Origin of the sequence: Petrotoga sp. 9T1HF07.CasAA.8.2 (assembly GCF_002895585.1) — a bacterium.
In the GTDB taxonomy this organism is placed as follows: domain Bacteria; phylum Thermotogota; class Thermotogae; order Petrotogales; family Petrotogaceae; genus Petrotoga; species Petrotoga mobilis.
Genome location: NZ_AZRI01000029.1, coordinates 28,322 through 44,891, shown reverse-complemented (window position 1 = coordinate 44,891; position 16,570 = coordinate 28,322). Strand labels below are relative to the sequence as shown.

General features: G+C 32.7%; 12 protein-coding genes. 2 read left to right on the top strand and 10 right to left on the bottom strand.

The window, feature by feature from the left end; all coding sequences use genetic code 11:
- Genes X925_RS06055 through X925_RS06010 form a run of 10 tightly spaced genes read right to left on the bottom strand, consistent with a single transcriptional unit; the run spans position 1 to position 14,201 of the window.
- Positions 1–987, bottom strand: coding sequence for a DNA polymerase III subunit delta (locus tag X925_RS06055; RefSeq protein ID WP_121959431.1), 987 nt, complete (start codon positions 985–987; stop codon positions 1–3).
- Between the two features lie 13 nt (positions 988–1,000).
- Positions 1,001–2,698 (bottom strand): penicillin-binding transpeptidase domain-containing protein, encoded by a 1,698-nt coding sequence (locus tag X925_RS06050; protein WP_121959430.1) that lies wholly within the window; start codon positions 2,696–2,698, stop codon positions 1,001–1,003.
- A gap of 7 nt (positions 2,699–2,705) precedes the next feature.
- Complete coding sequence (locus tag X925_RS06045; RefSeq protein ID WP_121959429.1) at positions 2,706–2,981, bottom strand: hypothetical protein; 276 nt, start codon at positions 2,979–2,981, stop codon at positions 2,706–2,708.
- 23 nt (positions 2,982–3,004) lie between these two features.
- Entirely contained in the window at positions 3,005–3,901 is an 897-nt protein-coding gene (rsmH, locus tag X925_RS06040) for a 16S rRNA (cytosine(1402)-N(4))-methyltransferase RsmH (RefSeq protein ID WP_121959428.1), read from the bottom strand.
- A 39-nt stretch (positions 3,902–3,940) separates the two neighbouring features.
- Positions 3,941–5,041 (bottom strand): peptide chain release factor 2, encoded by a 1,101-nt coding sequence (gene prfB / locus X925_RS06035; protein WP_121959427.1) that lies wholly within the window; start codon positions 5,039–5,041, stop codon positions 3,941–3,943.
- Between the two features lie 30 nt (positions 5,042–5,071).
- On the bottom strand, positions 5,072–7,546 hold the full coding sequence (gene secA, locus X925_RS06030) for a preprotein translocase subunit SecA (RefSeq protein ID WP_121959426.1): 2,475 nt from the start codon (positions 7,544–7,546) through the stop codon (positions 5,072–5,074).
- A 44-nt stretch (positions 7,547–7,590) separates the two neighbouring features.
- Positions 7,591–8,802: a hypothetical protein gene (locus tag X925_RS06025; protein ID WP_121959425.1), complete on the bottom strand. Its 1,212-nt coding sequence runs from the start codon at positions 8,800–8,802 to the stop codon at positions 7,591–7,593.
- Between the two features lie 45 nt (positions 8,803–8,847).
- The gene (locus X925_RS06020; RefSeq protein WP_121959424.1) at positions 8,848–10,917 is read right to left on the bottom strand and encodes a methyl-accepting chemotaxis protein; all 2,070 of its coding nucleotides are present in this window, start codon (positions 10,915–10,917) and stop codon (positions 8,848–8,850) included.
- A gap of 31 nt (positions 10,918–10,948) precedes the next feature.
- Positions 10,949–11,830, bottom strand: coding sequence for a VIT1/CCC1 transporter family protein (locus tag X925_RS06015; protein ID WP_012208686.1), 882 nt, complete (start codon positions 11,828–11,830; stop codon positions 10,949–10,951).
- A 28-nt stretch (positions 11,831–11,858) separates the two neighbouring features.
- Entirely contained in the window at positions 11,859–14,201 is a 2,343-nt protein-coding gene (locus tag X925_RS06010) for an HD domain-containing phosphohydrolase (RefSeq protein ID WP_158245429.1), read from the bottom strand.
- Between the two features lie 266 nt (positions 14,202–14,467).
- Here X925_RS06010 and X925_RS10315 point away from each other — a divergent pair, with 266 nt between their 5' ends.
- On the top strand, positions 14,468–14,638 hold the full coding sequence (locus tag X925_RS10315) for a hypothetical protein (protein WP_158245428.1): 171 nt from the start codon (positions 14,468–14,470) through the stop codon (positions 14,636–14,638).
- A gap of 347 nt (positions 14,639–14,985) precedes the next feature.
- Positions 14,986–16,566 (top strand): NFACT family protein, encoded by a 1,581-nt coding sequence (locus X925_RS06005; protein ID WP_158245427.1) that lies wholly within the window; start codon positions 14,986–14,988, stop codon positions 16,564–16,566.
- The last annotated feature ends 4 nt before the right edge of the window (positions 16,567–16,570 follow it).

Below are 16,570 nucleotides of genomic sequence, written 5' to 3'. Positions count from 1 at the left end.
TTACTCCCCTGTACATATTTCTTCAAATAATTTTGGGAAGAGTACCTTTGGTTCACCACCTGTTTTTAATGATCTATCCAGTTCCTCTATATCTATTATTATTTTTTCAACTGAAGTAGGGGAGTAAAGTTTTTCAACGTTTATTTTTTTTACCTTGTCGTTCTTAAAGTTGAATCCTAAGAAGGAAGCTACTCGTTGTTGTGAAACCATGCTATCTTTGCTGATTTTCGTTATTTCAGACCAATTGTAATTAGCCTTACTTTCCCCATTTAGTATCACCGCGTATAAATCCAAAAAGTACTTATATAAATAATTTGCTAAAGCAATTGGGGAGAATGAAGGAGATTTTACAATTGACTGCAGTTTTATTAGTGAATTTGATAATTTCTTTGTAGCTATATCATAGCAAAGTTCTTCGTAATTCGCTGTAGAAAAATAAGTAGAAACATCTTCCACGTCTTTTATAGATATAATTTCCGTATTGGAGTATATGCAAAGCTTCTTAATTTCCTCATACAACAAATCCTCATTTTTCCCCACAAATTGTATTATTTTCTCGGCTGTTTCATCACTTAATTGTTTGTTTAACTTGCTTGCAAAATCCTTAAGCATTTCTATCCACAGTTCATCTTTCCAAGGGGGAGGAATCATTGCCTCTATTTTTTTATCGAAAGTTATTTCTTTTAGATATTTATTTTCTTTTTGAATATCCAAAATGAGTGTACCTTCAAAGGGGCTTTCGTAATGTTTCAGTAAGGTAGACATCTTTTCTTGATAGGGAATTTTGAAAGAATCGAAATCTGAAATTATTATGATTCTGTTTGTGGAAAAGATACTCCCCATTGTGAAAAGATTGTTAATGTCTTCGTCTGCATAATTTTCTGGCGATAATGTAACCTTTTCGGCACTTGGGGATTTTTCAATAATTTCTTCGATGCTGATTCTTTTTTGTATGGTTGAATTTCCTAGTATTAATATTTTTTGCAACGTTACCTCTCCTTCAGTCGATTGTGTGAAGTTGAATGATATCGGAATCGTTTAAATACTTATATGGTGGAACAGATTGTGAAACAACGGTGTCCCCATTACCTGTGATTATTAGGTTTTTTTCTTTTATTCCTAAGTTCAGTAGAATGTTGTAAGCCTCGGTTATAGGATAACCAATCAAATCTGGCATAATATCTTGATAAAAAACTTTTTGACCATCTAATGCACTACTTTCTTTTTCTTTGGCATATCTATAAAAAATATTAGTTAAAACAGGTGCAGCTACTTCTCCACCGTAAAATTCTTCTTTAGGATTATCGATAACAACTACAGCAGTATATATGGGATCAACAACTGGATAAAAGCCAACAAACAGCGAATAATAACTACCTTCAACGTACCCTATACCGCTTTCTGCTTTTTGAGCGGTGCCAGTTTTTCCACCGATTCTCAATCCTTCCTTATAAGCTTTTTGGGCGGTTCCTTCTAAAACGGTATAACTTAACCACTCTTTTACCATCTTAGCTGTAGGTTCAGATATAACTTGTCTTTCTGCGGTTGTTTTTTCTTCTAAAAAAGTTGGTTGTACATATTTTCCATCGTTTGGAATTATGTTAAAAGCTGATACTAACTGTATTGGTGTAATACCTATTCCTTGACCCAGAGCAATCTGAAAAGGGGTTATTTCGTACCAATCGTCCGGATAAGGGACTACCCCGTTGACTTCGCCTTTGAATTCTATCCCTGTTTTTTTCCCGAATCCATAGGTTAAAAGTTTTTGATAGAGCCATTGATTAGAAAATTCTTCGAGTATTCTTTCCATTATCTGCGCTATAGCTATGTTTGAAGAATATGCTAAAGTTTCTTTAAGTCCAACTTCTCCCATTCCATAACCTTGGGATTCGGTCACTTTAAAGTTTTTTTTGCCTGTAGGGTAGTATTCATATCCAGAATAAAATTTATCGTTAGGATTTATAATATGTTCATCGAGCGCTGTAGAGATTAATAGTGGTTTAAGTGTAGAACCTGGTTCTATATACCCCATATAAGCAATATTCCATGGATAAAGTGAAACACTTGACTTGATTTTACCGGTTTTGCTCTCCATAATAACAACTATACCGCCTTCAGCGGATTCTTTTTTTACGGTATCTAGAAGTTCTTCATATGCTATTTGCTGCATTTTCAAATCTATACTTAGATTGATTGTTTTTTGACTGTTTAAAATACCATTCTCTAACAAAAAAGGTTCGATTCCATAGGAGGTTTTGTTCATTTTTCCAATTAGTAGGTCAAGAGAAAATAATTCATTGTAAACACGTTGAGTGACAGGGTATATTCTAGAGTATTTGTTTAAAATTCCCAGATCGATATACGCTTCTTCATAAGTATCATAAGTTCCCCATTTTAGAAATTTTATGTCTTCTATTTCGTCGTCGCTGAACTTTTGATTCAATATATATTTGTTTTTTTTAAAGTCGTTTTGTGATTTCATAAAACCTAAATCGATCCAAGCTTCATATTTTTGCTGGTTGTATACAATCACATTTCCGTTGGAATCCACAAGTTCCGAATATTTGTTATTTTCTAATGAAGTTGAAAATTCGTTAAAGTCCTTTGCCAAAGAGTTATTATACACAAAAGTGAGGATAATAAGAAAAATATATCCTGAAAGAAAAAAAAAGGTGAAGATTAGCCATTTGTGTTTCATAGGTAGATTATTTCTCCATAATATTTAGGATCTCTATGTATCTATCGATTTGGCTATCTAGGGCAGATATCTGTGATTCCATATTATTAAGCTCCATCTGAGATTGAGCTATTATGGATTTATAATTCTCAATATTTTTACCGAAGTTAAGAAAGATAGTAAGCCAAATGCTAACGGTTAAAAAGGCCAAGAAAACCAAAATGACTATAACAATATCGAGAGGCTTGACTTTAGATTTAGTCTTTTCTAATCCTTTGCTTTTTGCATACACATTTCTTTCCATAAAAATTCCCCCTCATAACTTTTTTAAACCCCTTTATATTCAGCGACTCTCAATTTGGCACTCCTGCTTCTTGGATTATGTTTAATTTCTTCTTGCGAAGGTAAAATAGGTTTGGGAGTGAGGAAATTATATCTTTCATTGTTTTTGAAAAAATTTTTGACAATCCTATCTTCCAACGAATGAAAGGTTATTACTGCTACTCTTGCTCCACCTTTTAAAAAACTTTCAAATTTAGCTAAGGTTTCTTCGATATTTTTTAATTCTTGATTAACTTCTATTCTCAAAGCTTGAAAAGTTTTGGTGGCAAAATGTCTGTGTCTTTCATGAACTTGCGAACTGGGTAGTCCTTTTCTAATAGCGTTTACTAACTCTTGTGTCGTATTTATAGGTCTGTTTTTTACAATGCTTTTTGAAATACTGTGAGCGAACCTTTTTTCTTCTCCGTATTCAAAAATGATGCGTCTAAGGTCTTCTTGTGAATAATTGTTGACTATATAAGCGGCATCTTTTTTCGCTTGAACATCCATTCTCATGTCTAACGGTTCGTCTTTAGCAAAAGAAAATCCTCTATTTTCACCTTTTAACTGAAAGGTAGAAACCCCCAAATCCATTAAAAAACCATCCACTTTATCAATATCTAAACCCCTCAAAACCATATCTATATCTTTATAAGATGATTTAATCAATACTACGTTATCCGATAGATCTTTTAACCTTTGTTCTGCAATTTCTAATACCTCGTAATCCACATCAACACCAATTACTTTAGCCATCTTATTGGTGTATTCTAAAATAGCTTTTATATGCCCGCCTTCACCAGCGGTACAATCCACATAAATGCCGTCTTTTTTAGTTATCAAATAGGACAAAACTTCCTCAACCATTACACTTTTATGAAAATCGTCGTATTTTCTTACTATTATTATACACCTCTTTCGCCGAAAAACAAATTAATTTTTTTACTTATATTTTGCAAAGAATAACAGTTCTTCTTCTATGAATTCGTCTATTTCCCCGTCCAATACAGCTTGAGCGTTAGAGGTTTCATACTCTGTTCTTAAGTCTTTAACCAAAGTATATGGATACAAAACATAAGATCTAATCTGATTACCCCAAGAAATATCCTTTACTTCACCACGTAATTTTAATTTTTCTTCTAACTTTTTTTGGTGCTCTAACTCATATAATTTTGCCTTTAGGATTTTTAAAGCGGTGGCTTTATTTTGGTGTTGTGAACGCTCGTTTTGCACTGCTACTACTATACCTGTTGGTAAATGAGTAATTCTAACTGCTGAATCAGTTTTATTAACATGCTGGCCACCTGCTCCACCTGATCTATATGTATCTATTTTCAGATCGTCTGGATTTATTTCTATCTCAACATTTTCATCAAATTCTGGCATCACAGATATAGATGCAAAAGAAGTATGCCTTCTTCCATTGGCGTCAAATGGAGAAATTCTGACTAATCTATGTACACCACTTTCATATTTTAATTTACCATATACATAGGGACCGGAAATTTTGATAGTTGCACTTTTTATTCCAGCCTCGTCTCCTTCTTGAAAATCTATCGTTTCAATGTCATAATTATTTTTATCTGCCCATCGAGTGTACATCCTTAATAGCATAGATGCCCAATCCTGTGATTCTGTTCCTCCTGCACCAGGATGTAGACTAATAAAGGCATTTGCGTCATCATATTCTTCCGATAAAAGCATTCTTAATCGAAAGGAACTGATCTTTTTTTCAATAACTTTTAAAATTGCTTCAACTTGGTCGGTCATCGATGGATCATCCTCTGATAATTCAACCGCTATTTCTAATTCTTCAAAATCGTTTTCCAATTTTTTAAATTCATCTATTTCATCTTTTAAATTTTGTGCCATTTGGGAGATTTTTTTGGCTCTATTTTGATCATTCCAAAAGTCTGGATCCATCATTTTTTTGTTAAGTTCTTTAACCTTTTCTTCTGCTTTTTCTATATCAAAAATTTCTTTTAAGTCCTCAAAATTTTCTTTCAACTCGTCTATTTTAACTTTCGTTTCGTATTCTATCATTGGATCACCTCTTAAAAATGATTTAAATTATTATCTTTTAACTTTATACCTTTTTTTGATCTTGTTCGATTGTTTAATCGCATTTTTACTTTTAGATCTTCCACCATCGTTCGATTCATCAACCGCTGATACATTGTTATGTACAAAATTCAAACTGGCGTATATTTTTTTTGCTTCCTTTTCTTCTTTTTCTGGAACTAATTTTGCTATTCTCATTAAATAATTAACTATTTCGTCGTATATGCTATCAACCATCTGGTCAAAAAGAAGGTAAGATTCTTTTTTGAATTCCATAACAGGGTCTTTTTGACCATAGGACCTTAAACTCACCGCTTCCTTTAATGCTTCGATAGCATCTAAATGGTACCTCCATTTTTCATCTATTATTCTTAACATAACAAATTTTGCGACTTTGCTAAAATCTTCTCCAAACTCTTCTTTTTTGTATTGATATCTCTTCCAAAGTAGATCAAAGATTTCATTCTCTATTTCTTCGCGTGTGTTCCCCTTTATGTCAGAAATTATCAAATATTGTTTCAACTTCTCTGAGATACTACTTTTGTCGTATTTTTCTTCGACTTCATCCCATGAGGACTCCACTATTCTTTCCACAACATCCATAAAGATTTCTTTTATATGGTCATCATAATTACTTTGTTCAAGTATCCAATCCCTGTGATTGTATATAACAGATCTTTGTTTGTCCATTACAGAATCAAATTCATACAATCTTTTTCTTATCGAGAAGTGTATCCCTTCAATTTTCTTTTGAGCGTCCCGAATAACTCTACTGAGCATTTTATGTTCTATGGGTTGGCCTTCTTCTATTTTTAAAGCATTCATCATGTTCTTCATTCTTTCCCCACCGAACAATCTTAAAACATCATCTTCAAAAGAAATAATAAATCTTGATTCACCAGGATCCCCTTGCCTACCAGATCTACCTATTAATTGGTTATCTATTCTTCTGCTTTCATGCCTTTCAGTACCTAAAATAAAAAGGCCTCCAAGCTCTTTGACTCCTTCTCCTAATTTAATATCGGTACCTCTGCCCGCCATATTCGTGGCTATGGTAACAGCATTTTTTTCTCCCGCCTGAGCGATAATTTCTGCTTCCCTTTCGTGGTATTTTGCGTTCAAAACTTCATGTTTTATTCCTCTTTTTTTCAACATCTCACTAATGGTTTCACTGTTTTCGATTGAAGTTGTTCCCACCAATACGGGTTGGCCTTTTTGGTTTCGCTTTACTATTTCATCAATTATTGCTTGATATTTTTCTTTTTCGGTTTTAAAAATTAAATCATTTCTATCTTCTCTAATAACAGGTTCGTTGGTAGGGATAACAACAACTTCTGTGTTGTAGATCGCTTTAAACTCATCTTCCTCAGTTTTTGCAGTTCCGGTCATACCTGATAATTTTTCATACATTCTAAAATAATTTTGGAAAGTTATTGTAGCAAAAGTTACGCTTTCTTCTTTGATTTTTACTCCTTCTTTTGCTTCTATAGCCTGGTGCAATCCTTCCGAGTACCTTCTTCCCGGTAACAATCTTCCAGTAAATTCATCGACGATGACAACTTCTCCATCACGAACGATGTAATCTTTATCTCTTTTGAAAAAATTTATCGCCTTTAAAGCATTCAAAAGGTGGAACAAATACTTAATGTTGCTAGGATCGTATAAATTATCCACAGATAACAGTTTTTCTGCTTTATTTATACCTTCTTCAGTTAATGCTAAAGTCTTTTGCTTTTCATCTATAGTGTAATCTTTTTCAACTATGAATCTCTTTGCTAAAGAGGCAAATCTTCTGTACAGTTCGGAAGGAGTATCCGAAGGTCCTGAAATTATTAACGGGGTTCTCGCTTCATCTATCAAAATCGAATCAGCTTCATCAACTATTGTAAAGTAATGGCCTCTTTGTACTTTGTCGTTCTTTTCGTAAACTAAATTGTCCCTTAAATAATCAAATCCAAATTCATTGGCAGTTCCGTAAGTTATATCAGCTTGATAAGCTTTTTTTCTATCTTCTTTGTCCATGTTGGCTTGAATGTATCCCACGCTCAAACCTAGATACTCATAAACCGGTCCCATCCAATTCGCATCTCTTTTAGCCAAGTAATCGTTGTGGGTAGCCAAATGAACATTTTCTTCTGTTAGGGCATTTAGATATATAGGAAGTGTTGCAACTAAGGTCTTTCCTTCCCCTGTTTTCATTTCGGTTATCTTACCCTCATGTAAAGCGATGCCTCCCATTAACTGTACATCGAAATGCCGCATCCCTATCGTTCTTTGTGAGGCTTCTCGTACGACAGCAAAGGCTTCGGGTAAGATATCGTCCAAACTCTCACCTTGTTTTAACCTGTTTTTAAATTCGAGAGTCTTTCCAGGTAATTCAGTATCACTTAGAGATTTCATACTTTCTTCTAGTTCGTTTATTTTATTTGCGATTTTTGAATATTTTTTTAGTAAACTTTTATTCTTGTCTATAAGTCCAAAAAGCATAAATAATGCACTCCTTTCGAATCAAAATTTCTTAGCTATAATTTTTATCTTATTTTTATTTCTATTGTATACAAACCGTTATTATCGTATTCTTCTTTTATTACCCAACTATCTAACGAACTATAAAAATTTACTGATAAATAATTTGAAATATCTAAAATTAACAGACTGTTGAGACTTTCTTTTCTTTCAATTTCTTCATAATATTTAGTGTTTTTGAATCGTTGTATTTCTGACAAATACACATTCATCTTATCGGGTAAAACGTTTGAAAATATCAATTCATCTTCTATAAAATAAAGGTAAACTTGGTTTTCCACACTTTGATTAGACCAAAGATAATAATTGTAAGTTCCAATATTTCCTTCTTCCATATTTCTTGCTTCTGCAAATTCTCTGAGTTTATAAGTATCAATCGATGCTTCAAAGAATAAGTTAAGCTCATTATTACTTATACTTTGTGAACTAACGGCTATAAACTCCTCTTCTTTGATACTATTGACTATAAATCCTATAACATTTTTGCTTTCATCGTCCAAAGGGGTTAAAAAATTTTCAAAATACGATGGGAAATTGGTTTTGTCTAACTTTTGTATGTTCAAAACTTCTCCAAACAATTTCTTGTTTTCCAAAAGTGTCAAATCAAAATTTTTCTGGGCACCTCTGTAATCTTTAGACTCAAATGTTGCCTTTAAGGTTCTCGAATCAACGGTAACGTAAAAATCCCAAAGGTTATTTTCATTTAAAACATTTTCTAGAGACCCCGATACTAAAGCATTTGAATTGTTATCATAGGGCGTCGGTTCCATATTCAAAAAGATACCGTCTTCATTTTTTTGAACAGCAAAACTTCTTTCTTCTAAGGTGTATAGGTCATTGCTTACTTTATTAGCACTAAAGATCTTTGTAAAAATTTCGTTAAAAACTTCATCTTCGGTAGAGTATATAGCGATACTTTTCGAATTAATTATCATGTCAGATAGAAGGTTAAAATAATTAGGATTAAATAATTCGCCAAACGAATAGTCTTTTTCCGAATAAAATACCATCGGAGCATTTAAAAAATTTTGAATGTTTGTATTCGTAGATTCTAATGTCGTTGAAAGTAATTCTTTGATATAATCTTGCCCTATCCCTTCAGTGGAGTTTACAAATCGATAAAAAGGTACCGTTTCATAGATTTCAGTATAAACAGCTAAAGGACTTTTTATCCTTATAATTGTTTCTCCAAAGGTGAATAAAGCAATTATAATCAAAAAGATGAGGATAATTGATAACTTCTTTATTTTATTTCCTCCCTATTATTCAACACTCATTTTGAATTTTGAAATGGCTGAATTGAGATTTTGAGAAAGTTTTTCTAACTCTTGAGCTCTTTCACTAAGTGAGCCAGCGTTTTCAGACTGATTTTGCATCAACATCTTAATTTCTTTAATTTTTTCGCTGGTTTCATTCACTGTTCTAGCTATTCTTTCCATTGAAGAACTCATTTCTTGCGTACTTGCACTTTGTTCTTGCGAACTAGCAGTTACGTTTTCCACCCCTGAAATCATTCCATTTATCTCATTTAATATGCCTTCAAATTGTTCTCGAACCTTGAGGGCTTCATCGTTTATTTCTGCAATAGTATTTACGGTTTTATTGGTTACGTCGTTTACATTGTTGGTACTTTTTTTCAGATCCTCTAAAATGTTGCCGATTTCGTCCGTTGCTTTACCGCTTTCTTCTGCTAATTTTCTTATTTCATCGGCTACAACGGCAAATCCTCTTCCCGCTTCTCCCGCTCTTGCTGCTTCTATTGCTGCGTTCAGTGCTAACAGATTCGTCTGTTCAGTTATGGAATTTATAGTTTGAATAATATTTCCAATATTTTCTGCTTTTTCCAAAAGTTTTGAAACATTTTCTTCTGCTTCTTTGGATTGCTCTACACCAACTTCTATTTTCTTTACTATATTGTGAATACTTTTCATTCCTTTGTTAGCTTGGCTTTGTGTCATTTCAGCTGAATTGGATAACTCTTGTGCAGCAGAAGATAAACTTTGTGCTGAAGAGGCAATTTCTTCAATACCGGATGTGATCTCTTCGACAGATGAGGCACTATCTTCCGAAATTAACTCTATATTTTTTGCTTCGTCGAGAACTTCTTCTGCCGACTTTTTGAATTTTTGTGAGGCTTCTTTTAATTCCTTTGAAGATGTTTCAACTCTTTCAGAAACATCTTTTATACTTTCAATCGTTTCTTTTAAGTTATCTCGCATCTTACTAAACGATTTAGCCATTTCTCCCACTTCGTCTTTGGATTTACTTTCGAATTCTACATCCAAATTCCCTTCTCCGAATTTCAATAATACGTTTGAAAAATCTTTTATTGGTTTTGAGATACCTTTTCCAACAAAGTAGGCAACTACAATTGCTATAACAACTCCCACAACGGTTATTAGGATTATAAGAAGCGTTAAACTATTTATCTCACTGTATATTTCACTCTCGGGTAAATTTAGGAACAAAATCCAGCCATTGGATAGCTTAGAATAACTCGTTAAGAACCCTTCACCATTTAATCTTTCTACAAAAGTCCCTTCTGTACTTGAGCTTATGGTTTCTAAGTAATCCGTTATTTCATCTTCTATACTCTTTCCAGAGTCATAAAGAGGATGGAAAATTACATTAAAATTATCATCCACTAAGTACGCATATGCTTTTTGGTATCCTAAATCTTTTTGAATGAGGTTGGCAAAATATTCCAAGGGAAAACTCATCCCAGCAACACCAACAAAAGTTCCATCTTCTGGATCGTAATAAGGAACAGAATAAGTGATTACATTTGTCTGTAAATATTCATCAAAGTATATATCGGTCCAAACACCTTCACCTTTGTCTCTTGCTTCAAAAAACCACTGATATTTTTTATTTTCTGGGTTAAAAGTATCGTCTAATTTTATATATTCATTTTCTAAACTTTTATCTTCACCCTCAATGTAGTAAAGGGAATACAATTCTTTTGTCCTTAACATATCTGGATTGAAAACTATAAAAGAAGTTGCATTACCTTCTATTTTTTGCGAAAAATTTTGGGGTACATCCTTAGCTCTATCTAAAAACTTTATCACTTCAGCATTTGAAAAACTCGCTATAAAAGGATCAAATCCCAAAAAGGCAGAATCGCTATAATTATCCACTACTATTTCAATAATACTTATTTGTGAACCTAGATCAGATGCAACGCTCGCAGTTAAATTTTCCACTCCGTTTAGTGAATATTCTTCTAAAAGAGCAGTGGATCTGAAAATTGATACAAGACTTATAACGGTTACCACTGCAATCACTAACAAAGCAGAAGATAAAATAATCTTGGTACTGATTCTTTTCAATGCAAACTCCCCCTTTAAAATATGTATCGAATTAAATTGAAACGCCCAAGGTGATTCTAACTAGGAAACCTATAAAAAACGTTAATCCTGCAACACCCAAACTTATACCCGCCATTTCAAGAAATCTACTTTTGAAGCTTAAATCTTTGGCAACAGAAATATAAAAATTGAAAATCAATATTATTATAACAGCTGTTAGTAAAGTTATAATTAAACTTAAAAAATAATTATTGGGCATTAACAAATAAGGAAGGATTAAAAAAAATACCGTGATTATATATGCGATTCCTGTGTAAGCTGCTGATTTTAATGCTCTTTCATCGTTTTCGGCTCTTTTTGATAGATACTCGGATGCCGCCATTGACAATGATGCGGCTATCCCAGTTATTAATCCAGATGTAGCTATTATTATTCCGTTTTGAAGGGCAAAAGTCAAACCTGCTAATGCACCAGTCAATTCGACTAACGCATCGTTTAAACCAAGCACAATCGACCCCACGTAATTCAGTCTTTCTTCTTCTATCATTCCTAAAAGTTCTCGTTCATGCTTATCTTCTTCTTCTTCAATTTGTTTTGCTTCGGGGACTACACTGGAAATATCCTCATAGGAAATCTGAGCCCTTTCTTCACCATTTTCCATGAGCTTCAAACTGAAGGTTAACCCAAGTATTTTAGAAAGAATGAAATAGAACAAGACTTTTATGTAATTTGGTTTCACATCTTCGTTCGTATAACTTTTCCAAAAATCGTGGTGTTTTAACTCTTCGTTTGCTATGCTTTCTAGGACTTTTTTATTTTTAGTATCTTTAGTAGAATCAGCTAATCTCTTATAAATCATATGTTCCGTTAACTCAGCCTTTTGGAAATTTAATAAATGTTTTTTTGTTTTTGAGTCTATTTTTGAGTTTTCCATTTTAGGGCCTCCAATTAAAATTTGTTTTTTATTCTTCATATTTTTTATACATTTCCTCTATTTCTTTTTCGTATCTTTTCAATATTTCTAAGAGTCTTGGGTTAAAATGATCTGGTTTTGTCCTGTGATCCCCATTTAACAATATGTCAATGGCTTCCCTATGTGAAAAAGCTGCTTTATAACTTCTTTTTGATCTTAATGCATCGTATACATCTACCAAGCCAACGATCTGAGCCTCAATGGGAATCAGCTCACCCCTTAATCTAAAGGGATACCCAGAGCCATCGTAATGTTCGTGATGGTAAAGGGCAATTTTTCTTGCTGTTTCAAAATATGGATCATCCAACAAATTATCGGCATATAGTGGATGTTTCCTCACTTCTTCCCATTCTTGTTCATTAAGTTTACCAGGTTTATTAAGAATCTCGGCAGGAATAAAAAGTTTCCCCACATCGTGAAGTGGAGAAAAATCTCTTATTTTTTCAACGTGTTCTTTGGGGAAACCTAATTTTTCTGCAAAAAATGCAGATAATTCACTTACACGGTAGATATGTTTCTTGCTGTTTTCATCGTGTGATTCTGCTAATATAGACAGCTTGCTTGAAAAGGTTGCATAAGCATTTTTTACCTCTTGCGTTCTTATTCTATTGACAAAAAACATTCTTGCTACATTTAATAAGGAATCAAAAAATCTTACCGATTCTTCGGAAAAATTTTCATCGCTACCTTTTTTAATATCAAGTGAAATATCTAAATACCTATTTTCATCTATTTTTATGGCTTTCAGCAGTGTGGATTTTATTGGTTTGGTAAATTTGTACATTAAGTTTGCTACATCTTCAGTCATCCTTTCTTCATCCAATGAAATTATGTTATCAAGTACAGTAGATTCTTCAGCAATAAAAGCATAACTTTTTTTAAGATTTAAACTTTTTAAACCATTAATATCATGACCCAAAGCGGCTAAGAATCTCCAACTATCTTCCTCTATTATAGAAACACTACCATAATCAGCTTCTGGAATTTCTATGATCAAAGTATTTAAAAATTTCTGAAAGAAATCTTCTATTTTTACCTCTTCATTTCCAACTTCGGATATAATTTCCAACAGATGAATTATTTTATTATTCAGTTGTTCTATCTCTTGATAATTACTTTCTATTTCCTCATTTTGTGATATCAACACTTCGTTGTAGGAAGTTAATTGTTCATTTGCTGCTGTAAGCTCTTCATTATAACTTTGAGCCTCTTCCTTTGCCTCATTTAATTCAGTCAAAAGAGAGTGAAGCTTTAAATTTTCTTCTCTTAGAACATATATAAATACAATAGAAAAAGGCACTAGAATCATTATTATCCAAAAAATCACAGGGTAATTTTCATAAAAAGAAGGTGGTTTGTTCTGGATTGTTGAATCTGCTGGTAGGCTTCTAATCGAAATACCAAATCTTTCCAATGCAGGAAAGTTAAAAACGTATTTATTATCCGGGAAATAAATTCTTGGTAACTCTTTAATATCAGCTCCGCTTAATAAGTCTATTGCTATTTCCCCGGCTTTGCGCCCTTGATCGTATGCACTGGTAATTTTACCTCCTACAACGTTGTTGCCCATATACGCGCTTGAGGTAGTATAAATAGGAAGCTTATCAAATTGTCCCATATAATCTTCTACTTGGGTATAATCATAAAAATTTCCATAAATATCCTTACTAAAAGCTAAAAGAAGCGCTATTGAGTTTTGCGAAGGTGTATCAAGCTCTTCTTTTATTTGATCAAGAGAATCAGTTAGAAAGATAAAATTAATACCCTGAAATTCAGGCATTACATCATTCTCCACTTCTTGCTTGAAAAGTTCCCCAGTTTTAGTCTGATTATCAACAACTACATAAACATTCTCTGTATATGGATGAAGATTTAGTGCTAACTCTAATGTTTCTTTTATATCATGAGTCTCCACAATGCCACTTAGAAATTCTAAGTTATTCAAATCGTATTCTTGATAGTAATTGATCCCAGCATAAACAATAGGAGTTCCCAAAAAAAGTGATTCATAATTTGATAAAACAAAATCAAAAGCATTGTTATCCAGAGCGATAACGACATCAAAAGTAAAATTACTAAATTTTTTTTCAAAGTACTCTTTGAATATGTTTAAACTATTATCATCGCCAAACCTTTTACTATCAAGATATTCAACGTATATATTTATATTTTCTTCATCTTTTAAAACTGAATATATTCCTTCTAATTCTATATCTGACCAAGATAAACCAGGATTATAAGAATTTAAAATTAGGACGGTAGAAGCTAAAGAATAAATCCCAGACAAAATAAATATTAATAACAATAATCGTGCTTTATTATTGTTTCTCACAGGTGAACCTCCTTGCATAATGAGAGCAGATTTGCATTTTTACCGTACTTTGATATTGTATCACAAATAAGAAGACTTTAAAAGTATAATAATTTTTGTTGTTAAAATAAAATTATTTAAATGTTTTTATAATTGTAACATATATATCTTATCATTTTCTTAGTGTTTAAGCTGATAAATTTATTCAACTTTTATTTTCACACTATTTTTCCTTTAAATTTATCGACTAATTTTGTCTAAAGTTGATTGCATAAGGAGGGGATAGTATGTCTAAACCATGGTTGATAGTTGTTGGAATTTACCTTGTGATAATGGCTATTGCTGGGTTTAGTGTTGCAACTATGCCAACATGGCATGCCTGGATAGACATCATCGTTGGTATTATTTCTTTGATAGTTGGTTTTATGGATAGAGGAAAGAAAAGCTCAGCAGCGTAGAATTTCAATTTCATAGATTTTTACAAAATACAAAAGAGGCAAAGGTTCTTTTGCCTCTTTTGTGTTCTTATTGCAGCCTTGTGCAAAAAGGTCTTTTTTCGTAATGTTTTTGAATAACTTTCCTAATCTCATTTGCTTAGCTTTTGCCGTTTTATGCAAAACGCTTGTTGCTGATTTGTGCAAAATGGTTTGTTTGCAATGCTTTAGAAATGTTTTCCAAAATCTCGTTTGCTACGCAAACGATGTTATGCGAATTTGGGGTTCTTAAGGGGCAAAGCCCCTTAAAGATTATGGGCGGGCAGCGGGGTGAAGGGGCGCTATATTTTAAATAAAACGAGGTGTCTTACTTGCCTTTTGATGGTTTGGTATTACATAAAGTATTAAAAGAAATAAAAGACAACATTGTGGGGGATAGAATAAAAAATATATATCAACCTATCAAATCCCAAGTGTTAATTCAGTTCTCTCAAAGTTTTGTGCTTCTTTCGTTAAAAAGCCCTTCCTATGTTATTTTACTTTCTCAAAAACCAAACGTACCAATACAACCAGCGAACTTTTCACAGTTTTTAAGAAAAAAAATAAGAAACGGAAGGGTGGTAAATGTTGAGCAGTTAGGTTTAGATAGGATAGGTTACTTTGAAATTGAAAGCTACGATCAAGAAACTTCCACTATGCGAAAATATAAGCTATTTTTCGAATTAATGGGAAGAAATTCCAACTTAATACTCGTTAACGAAGATAATAAAGTAGAAGAATCTTTAAAAAGGGTTTATGATGAATTTAGACCCATAATTCCAGGGGTTAAATACCTACCTTACTACGATGATTCTCAAACAAATATATTGAAAGAAGACTTAGAAAATATTGAAAATATTGATTATGATAGATTGATGGGGTTTTCTAAAAAATCAATAGGGTTTTTGAAAGAAATAGGGATCCAAAGAGCCGTGCAAGACCTCAAAGAGCCTTATCTTTTTTACTTCAAAGAGGGGAACTCATATGATTTCTCTGCAATAACTCCCAATAATTTTGAATACGAGGAATTAAAGCCATCAGAAGCGTTGCTCAAAGTCTTGCAAGAAAGGGCTAATCAATCACGATTATTGGAAATAAAAAGGGATTTGGAAAAAAGGGTAAAAAGTGAAATTGATAGACTAGAAAAAGCCAAAGAACAAATATTACAAGATTTAAATGAAGAAAAAGGTCTAAAAGATTTTGAAAAACGAGGAGAGCTTCTTCAAACTTATCTCTACAAAATAAAAAAAGGTGAAAGATACTTTACAGTAACCGATTGGAATACCGGTGAGGAGGTCACAATTGAAATAGACCCACTTTTATCACCAACACAAAACCTGGAAAAATTGTACAAAAATATAAAAAGAGCAAAGTCAAGAGTTGAACATGCTAAAAAAAGAATAAAAAAAGTGAATAACGAACTTGAATATTACAATCAGTTATTTGAAACAATCTCTTCCGCAGAAGAAATTGAAACCTTAATAGAGATAAAAGAAGAAATGAAAAATATAGGGCTGATAAGTGAAAACAAAAAATCTAAAAGGGAAAGAAAAGTAAAAACAACTTTTAGGAAATTTAATTACAAAGGCTTTGAAATACTAGTTGGGAAAAATAACAAACAAAACGATGAATTAACAAGATCCGCAGCACAAGCCGATATATGGCTTCATACACATGAGATCCCAGGCTCTCATACAATAATAAAATCTTCTGGTAAAGAAATACCAGAAGAAGTAATAGATTACGCAGCAAGAGTTGCTGCAACATTTTCTAAAGCAAAAATGTCCTCCAATGTAGCGGTTGATTACACTCAAAGAAAAAACGTATGGAAACCAAAAGGAGCAAAGCCAGGAATGTGGCTGTATAAAAATTATGAAACCATTATCGTTGAGCCTTTTAGAGAAATGCCATGAAAAA

Bases quoted from the DNA above. Each gene is read 5' to 3' on its own strand.
- secA (WP_121959426.1), bottom strand. From the start codon at position 7,546: ATGCTTTTTGGACTTATAGACAAGAATAAAAGTTTACTAAAAAAATAT.
- X925_RS06050 (WP_121959430.1), bottom strand. From the start codon at position 2,698: ATGAAACACAAATGGCTAATCTTCACCTTTTTTTTTCTTTCAGGATAT.
- X925_RS10315 (WP_158245428.1), top strand. From the start codon at position 14,468: ATGTCTAAACCATGGTTGATAGTTGTTGGAATTTACCTTGTGATAATG.
- X925_RS06015 (WP_012208686.1), bottom strand. From the start codon at position 11,830: ATGGAAAACTCAAAAATAGACTCAAAAACAAAAAAACATTTATTAAAT.
- prfB (WP_121959427.1), bottom strand. From the start codon at position 5,041: ATGATAGAATACGAAACGAAAGTTAAAATAGACGAGTTGAAAGAAAAT.
- X925_RS06045 (WP_121959429.1), bottom strand. From the start codon at position 2,981: ATGGAAAGAAATGTGTATGCAAAAAGCAAAGGATTAGAAAAGACTAAA.